Source organism: Actinoalloteichus spitiensis RMV-1378 (genome assembly GCF_000239155.1).
In the GTDB taxonomy this organism is placed as follows: Bacteria; Actinomycetota; Actinomycetes; order Mycobacteriales; family Pseudonocardiaceae; genus Actinoalloteichus_B; species Actinoalloteichus_B spitiensis.
The window spans coordinates 1-12503 of sequence record NZ_AGVX02000094.1 but is presented as its reverse complement, the minus strand read 5'-3'; the positions used below and the strand labels follow the sequence as shown (position 1 = coordinate 12503).

Below are 12503 nucleotides of genomic sequence, written 5' to 3'. Positions count from 1 at the left end.
CGCCACCCGGCAGCCCGCCGAGCGGGCCGGGGAGGCCACCGCCGCCGGGGCCACCACCGGGCACACCGCCGCCGGGAAGGCCCCCGCCGGGACCGCCCGGCAGGTGGGGCAGGTTGCCGCCGGGCAGGTTGCCACCCGGGTAGTTCGGGTTGTTGGGTACCCAGTCGGGACGGACGGCGCCGGGCCCGTCCGAGCCAGGGGGGTTGCCGCCCGGGTAGTTGCCCCCGGGCACGCTCCCTCCGGGACCGTTTCCGCCCGGGTAGTTCCCGCCCGGGTAGTTCCCGCCGGGGTAGTTGCCCCCGGGCACGCTCCCCCCGGGGAGCCCACCGCCACCCGAGCCACCGCCTCCGGGGCCGCCACCCCCCGGCAGACCGCCGCCGGGAAGGCCCCCGCCGCCCGGTCCGTCACCCGGCGTGCCGTAGCGGTCCAGGCTGCCCTCGCCCACCGGGGTGCGGATGCTGGACCGGTCGACCGCTCCGTCACCCTCCCCGCCCGTGATCGAGGGAGGCGGAGCGAACGCGGGCATGCTGCTGTCGGTCGTCTGGAAACTCGACTCCAGCGTGCCCATGACCTGCACGGCCTCTTCGTGCGCCGCGACGGAGCGTTCGGCGGTTTCGAATGCCTCGTGGTAGATCGCGATCACCTCGAGCGGGTTGAACGTGCTCGACGCCCGCCGCATGAACTCCATCTGGTCGTACTCGACCGGTTCCGGCATCCGTCGCTTCGCCTCGGAGGCGGCGAAGGCCTGGTTCTCCACCTGCGCGGAGGTGGCGTGGTACGCCTGGCTGCTCTGCCCGGTCCACTCGCCGAGGGAGGCGACGGCGGCGAAGGCCGACTCCGCAGCCTCGCCCTCCCAGTCGGCGCCGTTGTCGGCGAGTGACATCAGCTCCTCGAAGTCCTCGACGAACTCGTTGCCGATGCTGTTCCACGTCTCGCCGACCGCGTGCGTGTGCTCAGGCTCGTTGCCCTCGTCGACCCACTGCTTGAGCTCCCGGTGCTGCGACGAGGCGTAGTTGTGGCAGCTCGAGATCATCGGCTCCCGGTGGTCCAGGCCCTCGACGAGCTCCATCCCCTCCCTGCGGATGTTGATGTGCTCCAGCATCCGAGGGAGGTAGGCGCCGGGTGTGAAGATGTCGAGAGGGGACAGGAATTGGCCCTCCCGCTGTCTGTACTCCCGCTCATGGATCTCCGGTCCCTGGCTTTCGGTGTCGGTCATGATGCTGCTCCCCGAAGTGCTGGCCGCAACAAGGAAGTCCCCGTTCTCCGACGAACCCGAACCGGCTCTCCCCAGCTCGGCCCGGTTGCCCGGAGGTCGCCGACCCGGGTGCGGCGGCCGGGTGCGGACGGGTGGCGGGACGTCCGGTACCCGCTGACCGCCGACGTGGTGCCGGTCGCCCCCGTGGTCGGTGGAACGGTGGTGGTGGTCGCGTCGTGGTCCTTGGTGCTGTCTGGTCGAGTGGACGTGCCGACCGGTCGCCTGCCGCCGGGGCGGACGGGACGCCGGTCGGGGTGGCGCGGGTGGGCCGTGCGGGACGTGGTGTCGGATCCCGCCGGCCTGGGCCGGGTGGACGGGCGAGCCGCGTTCGGGCGTGGGACGCCGTCGCCGGAGCGGCGGAGGACGCGGCCCGGCAGGCCCGCCCGGAAGGCGGTTGGGGGCGCGGCCCGGCGCTCAGCCGTCGCGGAGGTCGGTGCTCGCCGCTGATCGGTGTCGCCTCCGCCCGGTGCGTTCTCGGCGGAGCCGACGAGCGGGCGCGCTCGATCCGGAGGCGGGGGCGAGGGCCACGGGGGCGGGGATGGCCGGCCGCGGTTCGGCTTCCGCCGCCCGGACGTGGCCGCCCGGCCCGGCGATGGCGGGTGCGCGACCCGGCGGGCGACGGCGCCCAGGGCGTCCGGAGACGCGACGGAGCGCTCCCCACCCTGCTCGGTCGCCATGCGCGGCCCTTTCGATGCTCGTCAGCCGGGCGGGGACGGTGAACACACCGCCGGCTGGTGATTCCCCTCCGTGAAGTTAGCAGGCGTGAGAAGGGTGTGAGGGGCACTTCGTGAACACCGCCGGTCCGAATCGGACCCGGACATGCGTGATCGTCGTCGCACCGTCTCGCGGAAGCCCGCCCGCACGGAGCGGAGGGAGGTTTCGAATGGTCAGCGGCGTGGACCGCGCACCGCCCCACGACGGCGGACGGCCCCGGGAACCGGAGGGGCTCCCGGGGCCGTGGAGGTCCTACCGCCAAGGGTGGACGACGGGCGAGATCAACGCACGGTCACCCGCACCCGCTCCGTCGCACCGTTCACCGTCAGCTCCAGCTCCGCGGACCCCGCCCGCAGACCCCGCACCTGACCGGTCGCCGGATCGAAGGAGGCCACGTGCTCCGGGCCGGGCTCGGACGTCGAGTCACCGACGACGTGCAGCCCCTCGGAACCGGACCACGCCCGGGCCACCGGGTAGGCCACCGGAACGGCCTGGCCGTCCTGGTGCACCTCGGCCACCACCTCGCCGGAACCCCCGATCGACAGCTCCTCCGGAACCTCGACCGACAGCTCGTCCACGTGCGGACGCATCTCGACGCGCATCGGCAGCTCGTCCCGGCCCGGGTCCAGGTGCAGGAGGCTCCAGCCCGTGAAGCCACCCGACTCCGGCGGCGCCGACGGGCCCTTCCCGGCATTGCCGTTGATCCAGTAGGGCACGCCATCGACCCGCGAGGCGTGGAACAGGCCGGCGTGAGCGGTGATGACGGCGGCGGGCTTGCCGGACTCCAGCTCGAACTCGGTCAGCCACTCGGCGACGAGGTCGGCCTCCCGGGAGTCGGCGAGTTGGGAGTTGGCCGCGGGCCTCGGGTCCCTGGTCGGATGGTGCATCGCCACGAGCACCCCGTGCACGTCCGGGTCCTCCACCGCCGAATCGAGGGCGTCCCGCAGCATCTCCACCTGGTCGAACCCGCCGCCGCGCAGCGTGCCGTACGCGCTGTTCAGCAACACCATCCGCACGCCTTCGTGGTCGGCGACCTGGAAGGGGGCGCCGAACTCGGCCTCGAACTCGCTGATGTCACCGGGGCCGGAGATCTCGTGGTTGCCGGGCACGTAGTACCAGGGCACGGAGTCGCCCAACTCCTCGTCGATGATCCGGCGGGCCACCGCGAAGTCCTCGGCGAACCCCCGGTCCACCAGGTCACCGTTGATCAGCACCACGTCCGGGTCGGCCGCCAGCGCCTCCCGGAAGGACCGCCTCGCCTGCCGGGCCGCCTCACCGTCGGGGGAGTCGGCGGTGAACTGGGCGTCGCTGACCACGGCCACCCGAAGCCCTCCCGCCGCCTCCCGCGGGGGCGTGGTGAGCACCGAGGGATCCTGGAGAGCGCCCGGCGGGGGCACCTCGGTGACGGGGGAGACGGCCGCCGTGAGGTCGTCGAACACCACCCTGCCCTCGTACTGGCTGGTCCCGTCGGTCTCCGCGAGGTAGACGCGGTGCACCCGCAGCGGGCCGGCCAGTCCTCCCGGCACGGTCGTCTCGGCGTAGCGCCATCCCGTCCAGTCCACGGCGTCGGCGAGGTTCAGGATCGTGGCGACACCTCCCGTGTCCCGCAGCTCCAACCTCGGCCACGCCCCCCGGCCGTCCCCGTTGATCCAGACACCGATCCGCTGGGTACCCGCCGGGAGTTCGACGTTCCCCCGGGCCGCGACGTAGGCGGCCCTGGTCGCCGTGGTTCCGGTGAACCCGTAGTCCAGGGCGATCCCGGTGCCCCCGTCGTGGCCCGGGGCGGCGGAGATCGCCGAGTCGACGACGGCGGGGAAACCGGTGGCCTGCCAGGCGGTCAGGTCATCCATGGAGGACAGCACGTGATCCTCGGTGCCGACCGCCACGCCGAGCGCCACCCGCAGGTCCCCCACGCTCGCCTCGACCACGGTGGACCCGCTGGGCACCAGCGCGGTGACGGCGAACCCGTCCTCGTGGGGAGTGATCCGCACGACGTCCCGGTCGTACTCCAGCGACACGTCCGCCGGCTCGACCCACGTGCCGAAACCGTCGCCGTCGTAGCCGAGGACGGTGAAGCGGCCGACCGCGCCGTCCCCGGCGAGGGCGACCTGGCCGACGTCGGTGCCCAACCGGACCGGCGTGCCCAGCACCATCAGCTCCACCGTCGAGCGGGTGCCGTCCTGGCCGGCCGCGACGGTGACCGTGCGGGGACCGTCGACTCCCGGCGCGCCGGGCCGCGCCCGGAACACCCCCCGACCGACCTGACCGAGCCGTTGCGGGGTGACCGACCACCGCGGGGTGGACTCCACGGCCGCGCCGGTCTCGTCGTGGCCGTGGGCCACCAGCCGGCGGCCGAGCCCTCCGAGGACCCGTTCCGAGTCGGCGCCGGTGACGGCGGGTTCCACGCGGTAGCCGGCGAGTTCCCCGCTGCCCTCCGGCGTCACCAGCCCCAGCCCGTTGGGCACCGTCCGCTCGCCGCCGTCCGACGGCGAGTTGCGAACACTGGGTTCGGTGTCGCCCACGGGGCGGGCCAGCATCGTGGAGGAACCGCCACCGTCGAGGTTGAGGGCGTGGTGCGCTCCCAGCGATCGCAGGTAGTGGCCCAGCTCCCGCTCCGTCATGCCCCGGCTGCTCGCCTGCCGGCCGTCGATGGTGACCAGCCAGAACCGCTCACCGTCCTCGGAGAACCCCACCGCCGTCCTCGGGTGCAGGGCCACGTCGTCGACCGGCAGGACCTCACCGTCCCTGACCAGGACCCGGTTGCCGCCCACGGCGACGGCGATGTCCTCGACGTCCGAGCGCACGTCGACGTCCAGCTCCACCACGTCCCCCACGGACAGTGCGCCGAGGACGTCCGCCCCGCCGTCACGCCCGAGGAGGAACTGGCTGCCGTCGGCCACCGGTCCGGCGGTCGGCGCGTCCCGGACCGCGATGACCCGTCCATCCCGGATCTCCACCTCCACGACGCGGTCGGCGCCCGTGACGGCGGTCGTCCGGTCGGACTCCCCCCACAGTGGCGTGAACACGCCGATGCCGCCGCCGGCCACGACGGGCGAGTTGAAGTTGCTGGCCGGGACGGACTCGCCGTCGGGAAGGGTCACCGAGGCCTCCAGGAACACCTCCGTGAGGGTGGCGAGGCCCTCCTCGGTGAAGGTGGCCGTGAGGTTCCGTCCGCTGGCCGGGGCGTGCCGCAGGGTGCCGTCGTCGATGCCCACCCCGAGGGGAGCTCCGGTGGCGTTGATGTCGAAGAAGTCGGCGTTGACCCCGGCCACCGCCCCTGCCGAGGCGACCTGCTCCGACAGCGGCGCGCGGTCGGACACCGAGCCGGGGTGGAGGTAGGTGGGCCGCAGACCGGTGCCGGCCAGGTCGGCGGTGAGCACGTCGCCCTCCACCCAGCCGTTCGGGTCGTACCGGGCGAACTCCGTCAACTCGAGACCCGGCGCGACGGCGGTCGTGCTGCTGCTGACGGTGAAACCGGGCTCCGCCGTGCTTCCGCCGGGGACGGCCCACAGGTCGAGCTCGCTCCGCGACGAGGCGGCGGGACCGTCCTCGGGGAGCGCCGCCAGTGTCCGGCGCCCCACGTCCGGGGAGGCGGCGGCCTGCGGTAGGGCGGCCAGGGGCAGTGTCACCAGTGCGGCGCAGAGCAGCGCCCGGACATTCCGTGGTGTCACCATCGGACCTCCAGTCGAGGGGCCGTGCTGATCGGGACGGGACGATTGCAGTCAACCGGTGGGGACAACCGATGACGGGTACGTGGCGGCGGGGTGAACCACCGCGAACCGCTGGGCGCGCCACGGGTACGGGCCTCGGGCGGCGTCGGCTGAGTCCGGCCGTTTTGGGCGGACCGGTGAGGGTGACCGCGGCGGGTGCTCGGTCCCGCACGGGAACGGTCACGCGCCGCCCGGCGACGGGGCAGCCCTCCCAGCGCCATCCCGGGGGACCACCGGGGGCACCGGGGCACGACGAGCGCACCCGGCGGCACCCGCACGAGCGCCGCGGGCGGCCACGGCTCCCCCGCGCGCGAGCGGGAACCCCCGGAAAGCGGGCGACCGGGACGAGGGCTGCCGCGCCGGGGGCGCCGACCGCCACGTCTCACGTCACCGCCCGCACCGACCCGGGGCGGAGCATCCGCCAGACCGGCGGCACGGCCCGGCCCGATGTCCCCGACGTGCGGCTGGGCGGGTCAGGCGACGGTGTGGGGGCCAGGGCGCTCCTGCTCCTCGGCGGGCAGTTCGAGCAGCATCCGGCTGTTCCCCAGGGTGTTGGGCTTGACGTAGGGCAGGTCGAGGAACTCCGCGACCCCCTCGTCCACCGAATGCCGCATCTCCTCGTACACCTCGGCGGACACCGGGGTGCCGGAGATCTCCCGGAAACCCAGCCGTGCGAAGAACGTGGTCTCGAAGGTCAACACGAAGATCCGCCGCAGGCCGAGCTCGACCGCGACCTCCACCAGCCTGCCCACCACCGCTCGCCCCACACCCCGCCCGGCGGCTTCGGGGGCCACCGCGACGGTCCTGATCTCGGCGAGGTCCTCCCAGAGGACGTGCAGCGCACCGCATCCGACGATCTCGCCGCCGGATTCCGCCACCCAGAACTCCTGCACCCCTTCGTAGAGGGCGACCAGCTCCTTCGCCAGCAGCACCTTGCCCGCATAGGCGTCGACCAGTCGCTTGACGGCCCGCACGTCACCCACCCGGGCGCGCCGGACCACCAGGGGTTCATCCTCGGCTACCTGCACGTTCAGCAAGCCTATCCGCCTGGTCCGCCTCTGGTGCGCCGCCGACCGGCCCCGGAGCCGCGCGGGCCCGCCCGCGGCGCCTGGCGGCCCTCGCCCCACCGGGAGGCTGGACGGGCCCCGTTACCCTGACCTCGTGCCAACCCCCGAACCACCCCGCCGCGTCGCCGTCGTCACCCTGGGCTGTTCCCGAAACGAGGTCGACTCCGAGGAGTTGGCCGGCCGCCTCAGCGGTGCGGGCTGGGAGCTCGTCGACACCGACGCCAGCGGGGAGGACGCCCCCTCCGTCGTGCTGGTCAACACCTGCGGCTTCATCGAGTCGGCGAAGAAGGACTCGGTGGACACCCTGCTCGCCGCCGCCGACACCGGTGCCAAGGTGGTGGCGGTGGGGTGCATGGCCGAGCGGTACGGCAGAGAGCTGGCCGACAGCCTGCCCGAGGCCGACGCCGTCCTCGGCTTCGACCACTACCCGGACATGGCCGGCCGGCTCGACGAGGTGCTGGCGGGGAACCCGGTGGCCTCCCACACGCCCGGTGATCGCCGCCGGCTGCTGCCGATCTCACCGGTCGAGCGCCCCTCCGCCCTCGCCGGTTCGGCCGAGCAGGTGGCCGTTCCCGGCCACGCCTGGGGGCCCCGGGTACCGCGCCGCCGCCTCGACAGCTCCCCGGTGGCGCCGCTGAAGCTCGCCTCCGGCTGCGACCGGCGGTGCTCCTTCTGTGCGATCCCGAGTTTCCGGGGGTCCTTCGTCTCCCGCCCCGCCGACGACGTGGTCGCCGAGGCCGAGTGGCTGGCCGGGTCAGGAGTGCGGGAGCTCTTCCTGGTCAGCGAGAACTCGACCTCCTACGGCAAGGACCTCGGGGACCTGAGGGCGCTGGAGAAGCTGCTTCCCCGCCTGGCCGAGGTTCCGGGGATCGACCGGGTGCGTGTCTCCTACCTCCAGCCGGCGGAGACCCGACCCGGTCTGGTGAGCGCCATCGCCACCACCCCGGGGGTGGCCCCGTACTTCGACCTCTCCTTCCAGCACTCCAGCGAGCCGGTGCTGCGCCGCATGCGGCGGTTCGGGTCCACCGAGTCCTTCCTCGGTCTCGTCGAGAGCGTCAGGGCGCTGTCCCCGGCCGCTGGCCTGCGCACGAACGTCATCCTGGGGTTCCCCGGCGAGACCGAGGACGACGTGGCGGAGCTGGAGCGGTTCCTCACCGCGGCCCGCCTGGACGTCGTCGGCGTCTTCGGCTACTCCGACGAGGAGAACACGGAGGCGGCGGGATTCCCCGACAAGCTGGACCCGGACCAGATCTCCGAGCGGGTGACGCGCGTTGCCGCCCTCGTGGAGGAACTGACCGCCCAACGTGCCGCCGAACGGGTGGGTGAGGAGGTCACGGTGCTGGTCGAGCGGACCGCCGGCGAGGAGGACGACTGCACCGGTCGGGCCGAGCACCAGGGCCCCGAAGTCGACGGGGAGTGCGTTCTCACCGATGCTGAGGGAATCGAGGTGGGCCAGTTCGTGCGGGCCACGGTGGTCGATTCCGAGGGCGTCGATCTCATCGTGCGGCCGCAGGAAGTCCTGACGAGGGGATACCCGTGACGGCAGCCGAGGACGCGACCATGAACAGCACCGGAACCCCGGCCGGCGCCGACGGGGAGGAGGGCGGTGCTCCGAAACCGGCCGGCCCCGTCGGCACGGCGCCGACCCCTGTTCCGGTGGTCAACATCGCCAACGCCCTGACGGTCTTCCGCCTCGTCCTGGTGCCCTTCTTCCTGGTCGCCCTGTTCGTGGGGGCGGAGGGCGGGACGTGGCGGCTTGTCGCCGCCGGGCTCTTCGCGCTGGCGGCCATCACCGACCGCCTGGACGGGGACCTCGCCCGCCGCCGGGGCCTGATCACCGACTTCGGCAAGATCGCTGACCCGATCGCGGACAAGGCGCTGATCGGCGCGGCGCTGGTGGGGCTCAGCGTGCTCGGCGAGCTGCCCTGGTGGGTGACCATCGTGATCGGTGCCCGCGAGCTCGGGGTCACCCTGCTGCGGTTCTGGGTGATCCGGCACGGGGTGATCCCCGCCAGCCGGGGCGGGAAGCTGAAGACCCTCGTGCAGGTCGTCGCCATCGGCCTGTACGTGCTGCCCCTCTCCGAAGGGTTCGACCCGGTCCGCTGGTCGGTGATGGCGGTGGCGCTGCTGCTGACCGTGGCGACCGGGATCGACTACGCCGTCCGGGCCGTGCGGATGCGTGCCCGGGGGCGACGGGCACTCGCGGGCACGGCGTGAACCGACCGGACGACCGCTCACCGTTGCTCGGGTTCGGGCTCGACGAGGAGCGGGTAGCCCTCCTCGTGGAGCGGCTCCGGCGGCGGGGCGAGACCGTGGCGACCTCGGAGTCCCTGACCGCGGGCCTGGTCACCGGGCTGCTGACGTCGGTGCCCGGGGCCAGCGCGGTCGTCCGGGGCGGACTCGTGGTGTACGGCACCGACCTGAAGGGCAGTCTCGCCGGCGTCGACACCCGCCTCCTCGACGAACACGGGCCGGTAGACCCGGAGGTCGCCCGGGGCCTGGCGGAGGGGGCGCGGCGGCGCTGCGGGGCGGACTGGGGGCTGGGGCTCACGGGGGTCGCCGGTCCGGACCCGCAGAACGGGGTCCCGCCCGGCGTCGTGCACGTCGCGGTGGCCGGCCCCCACGAGACCGAGGTCCGCACGCTCCGGCTGCCCGGGTCCCGGCACGGCGTGCGGGCGGCGGCGGTCCGGGCCGCTGTCGACGCCCTCGTCGCGGCGCTGGACCGAGCACCCCCCGGCTGAGGGGGAGGATCCGGTCACGCGCCGTCACCACCTGGCGGGTTCACCGTCCCCGGAATGCCGGACCACCGGCGTCCGTTAACCCGATCAGGCAAACAACGGGGAGAACCGGCTGAACGGGAACACGTTCGCCCTCGGCGGACGTTGACCCGAAGCTGCTGAACGTATTGGCTCGGCTGGGTACGGTGGAGTGGACGGCGCGCTCAACTGGATCGTCGTTCGATCGCGGCGCGCTGCCGGCGCGTCAGCCCGACAGTGAACCGTCGAACACATCCAGGGTGGAAGGAGACACGGCATGGCCGTTCTGTTGCGGGAGGCCATCGGCGAGCGCCTGCGTGAGGAACGCACGGCCCAGCGTCGCACTCTGCGTGAGGTGTCCCGGATCGCCAGGGTCAGCCTGGGTTACCTGTCGGAGGTCGAGCGGGGGCGCAAGGAGGCCTCGAGCGAACTCCTCGCGGCCATCTGCGACGCCCTGGAGCTCGAACTGCCCAGGCTCCTCGACGACGTGGCCACCGAGATCCGGTCCGACTCCGGAACCCGCCAGGTGGCCACGCCGGTGCCCGCCCCCAGCAGCCCCGTGGCCCAGCCGGCGCCGGCCGAGGCCAGGGGCGCGCGGCAGGCCCAGCAGCCGGACGAGCTCGTCCCCGCCGTGGTGGGGGAGCAGTTCTCCGAGTTCGCCGTCGCCCCTGTCCTCGGTGGCCGCCTCGACCCGTCGATGCGCATCACCAACAAGGTGGTGGTGGCGGCCTGACGAGCCGCTTCCGCGGCCCGCTCGGGGCAGGGCCGCCGTCCCGGCGCGGTCCGGTTCCCTCCGCGTGATCGGGTCAGCACCACCACGCGAGTGCGCCTGACTACTATTGAGGGCACTTCGTTGACCGGGGGCCACGGAGCGACGTCGTACACGTCAACGAGTGGGGCGCCCGGAATTCGAGTCGTGTCAGAACCCTCGGAGCGGGTGGGGGACCACCAGTGATTCTCGAAGTCCTCGTCGCGGTGCTGGCGGTGGTCGTGCTGGCTGGCGGGGCACTGCTGTTCGTCGCCGTGCGGCGGTCCAGGAACGGCACCTCGCCCCAGCCCCTCGCGGCCGAGACGCCCCGCCCCGTGCGCGGAAGTCCCGCCCAGGTGTGGGCGGAGCGCGCGGAGCGGGCGGCGCGCGCCATCGCCTCCGCGACGGCGGGACGCCCCGAACTCTCGGGTGTCCACGACGACGTGGAGCTCGTGCTGGTGGAGGTGCGGTCCAGCGCCGCTGAGGTGGCCAGGCTCGACGGGTTGTCGCGGCAGGACCTGGCCCCCGAACTGCGGGCCGAGTGGCAGCGGTTGTCCCAGGCCGCCAACCAGGCGGCGGACGAGGTCACCCGGTCCGAGCTGGCCGGCGCCGCCGCCTCCGTGGCCGACCGGCTCCGGGCGGCGGAGGCACGCCAGGGGGCGAAGGAGACGCTGCTGGCCAGGATGCAGGGCGCGGTGGCTGGTCTGGAACGCTCCCGCACGGAGATCGTCGAGTTGACCTCCGCCCGTACCTCCGCGGTCACGGTCGGCGACCCGGTGGCGGACCTCGCCGACCGGCTGCGCGGGCTGCGGTCCGGGTTGGTGGAGGTCCAGCGGCTCTCGGCGGCGGGGGGCGCCCCGGGCTCTCATCAGGGTCAGCCCCCAGATGTTCCGGGGTCGCTGGAACCGCGCGACGGTACCTGACACGATGGAACAGCAATCAGGCATCGGGTGATTATCCGGGTAGTCGCCGCGGGCGGCCGGGTAGCAGAAGAAGGCAGGCGGAGGAGATGGCCAACCCGTTCGTGAAGTTCTGGAAGTACCTCATGGCGGCGTTCTCGTCGAAGATCGACGAGCACGCGGACCCGAAGGTGCAGATCCAGCAGGCCATCGAGGAGGCGCAGCGGCAGCACCAGGCGCTGTCCCAGCAGGCCGCCGCCGTGATCGGCAACCAGCGCCAGCTGGAGATGAAGCTCAACCGGCGGCTCGGGGACGTCGAGAAGCTCCAGGCCTCGGCCAGGCAGGCGCTGGTCATGGCCGACGACGCCAGGAACCAGGGTGACCTGGAGAAGGCGCAGCAGTACGAGAACAGCGCCCAGGCGTTCGCGGCACAGCTGGTCAGCGCCGAGCAGGAGATCGAGGACCTCAAGAGCCTCCACGACTCCGCGCTCCAGGCGGCCAACGAGGCCAAGCAGGCGGTGGAGCGCAACGCCATGCAGCTCCAGCAGAAGATCGCCGAGCGCACCAAGCTGCTCAGCCAGCTCGAGCAGGCGAAGATGCAGGAGCAGGTGTCCAGCTCCCTCCAGCAGATGAGCGAGCTCGCCGCGCCGAAGAACACCCCGTCCCTCGACGAGGTCCGCGACAAGATCGAGAAGCGGTACTCGACGGCGATGGGGCAGACCGAGTTGGCGAAGAACTCGGTGCAGGGGCGGATGATGGAGGTCGAGCAGGCCTCGGTGAACATGGCTGGTGCCTCCAGGCTGGAGCAGATCCGCGCCAGCATGGGCGGCGGGTCGGTGGGCCAGGTGGGCGGCGGTGCCGCCGCGCCGCAGCCCGCTCAGCCGCAGAACATCCAGCAGCCCGGCCAGCAGCAGCCAGGCCAGGCCTGAGCGGCCAGGGGTGTGAGTCCAGGTGGCGGATCGCAGGGGCGATGTGTCCGACCTCGTTTCGGTGGTGAACCAGGCCGGTGGCCTGGTCGCCAGCAAGTTCTGCCAGGGCCTGGACAAGTGGCGTGACCCGAGGGCCCAGCTGCTGCGCAGGCGGCGGCGGGCCCGTCGGGGCCTCTACGTCAAGACCGGGCTCGCCGCCCTCGCCGGGGCGTTAGCGTTCACGGTGGGCAGCGAGCCCGGGCTGGAGACCTCCGAGGTCGTCGTGGGCGGGGTGAGCGCCCTCTTCGCGGCGAGCGCGGTGTCCTCCGGCGTGCGGACCGTCCGGCTGTACCGGACCCCGCTGCCCGAGGAGGCGGTCGCGCCGCCGCCACCACCACCCCTGCCCGACCCGGGTTCCGCCGCGCACGGGCCGATGCGGCGGCCCG

8 protein-coding genes and 2 pseudogenes are annotated in these 12503 nt (G+C 73.3%); 7 read left to right on the top strand and 3 right to left on the bottom strand.

Going from position 1 to position 12503, the window contains the following annotated elements; genetic code table 11:
* The 3 genes and pseudogenes from ACTIDRAF_RS33590 to ACTIDRAF_RS0204810 all read right to left on the bottom strand — a co-directional run.
* Positions 1-1216 (bottom strand): annotated as a pseudogene (locus tag ACTIDRAF_RS33590) (PPE domain-containing protein); the annotation flags it as partial.
* 1034 nt (positions 1217-2250) lie between these two features.
* Entirely contained in the window at positions 2251-5643 is a 3393-nt protein-coding gene (locus ACTIDRAF_RS0204815; protein WP_016697580.1) for a phosphodiester glycosidase family protein, read from the bottom strand.
* 509 nt (positions 5644-6152) lie between these two features.
* The gene (locus ACTIDRAF_RS0204810; RefSeq protein WP_016697579.1) at positions 6153-6716 is read right to left on the bottom strand and encodes an amino-acid N-acetyltransferase; all 564 of its coding nucleotides are present in this window, start codon (positions 6714-6716) and stop codon (positions 6153-6155) included.
* Positions 6717-6840: 124 nt separating this feature from the next.
* On the opposite strand from ACTIDRAF_RS0204810, the gene rimO reads away from it, so the two are divergent.
* From rimO to ACTIDRAF_RS0204775, 7 genes and pseudogenes are all read left to right on the top strand, one after another.
* Complete coding sequence (gene rimO / locus ACTIDRAF_RS0204805) at positions 6841-8286, top strand: 30S ribosomal protein S12 methylthiotransferase RimO (protein ID WP_016697578.1); 1446 nt, start codon at positions 6841-6843, stop codon at positions 8284-8286.
* Positions 8287-8306: 20 nt separating this feature from the next.
* The gene (pgsA, locus tag ACTIDRAF_RS0204800; RefSeq protein ID WP_026065788.1) at positions 8307-8963 is read left to right on the top strand and encodes a CDP-diacylglycerol--glycerol-3-phosphate 3-phosphatidyltransferase; all 657 of its coding nucleotides are present in this window, start codon (positions 8307-8309) and stop codon (positions 8961-8963) included.
* Positions 8960-9487 carry a CinA family protein gene (locus tag ACTIDRAF_RS0204795; RefSeq protein WP_016697576.1) on the top strand — a complete coding sequence of 176 codons (528 nt, stop codon included), beginning with the start codon at positions 8960-8962 and terminating at the stop codon, positions 9485-9487. Before pgsA ends, ACTIDRAF_RS0204795 begins: the two co-directional genes overlap by 4 nt.
* A gap of 292 nt (positions 9488-9779) precedes the next feature.
* Positions 9780-10235, top strand: coding sequence for a helix-turn-helix domain-containing protein (locus tag ACTIDRAF_RS0204790; RefSeq protein WP_016697575.1), 456 nt, complete (start codon positions 9780-9782; stop codon positions 10233-10235).
* Between the two features lie 218 nt (positions 10236-10453).
* Positions 10454-11173 (top strand): hypothetical protein, encoded by a 720-nt coding sequence (locus tag ACTIDRAF_RS0204785; RefSeq protein ID WP_016697574.1) that lies wholly within the window; start codon positions 10454-10456, stop codon positions 11171-11173.
* Between the two features lie 86 nt (positions 11174-11259).
* Entirely contained in the window at positions 11260-12078 is an 819-nt protein-coding gene (locus tag ACTIDRAF_RS0204780) for a PspA/IM30 family protein (protein WP_016697573.1), read from the top strand.
* A 43-nt stretch (positions 12079-12121) separates the two neighbouring features.
* A pseudogene (locus ACTIDRAF_RS0204775) lies at positions 12122-12503 on the top strand (phage shock envelope stress response protein PspM); the annotation flags it as partial.

What these genes read in the sequence shown, in the direction of transcription:
- ACTIDRAF_RS0204815 (WP_016697580.1), bottom strand. Translation starts at nt 5,643, where the DNA reads ATGGTGACACCACGGAATGTCCGGGCGCTGCTCTGCGCCGCACTGGTG.
- pgsA (WP_026065788.1), top strand. Translation starts at nt 8,307, where the DNA reads ATGAACAGCACCGGAACCCCGGCCGGCGCCGACGGGGAGGAGGGCGGT.
- ACTIDRAF_RS0204790 (WP_016697575.1), top strand. Translation starts at nt 9,780, where the DNA reads ATGGCCGTTCTGTTGCGGGAGGCCATCGGCGAGCGCCTGCGTGAGGAA.
- ACTIDRAF_RS0204780 (WP_016697573.1), top strand. Translation starts at nt 11,260, where the DNA reads ATGGCCAACCCGTTCGTGAAGTTCTGGAAGTACCTCATGGCGGCGTTC.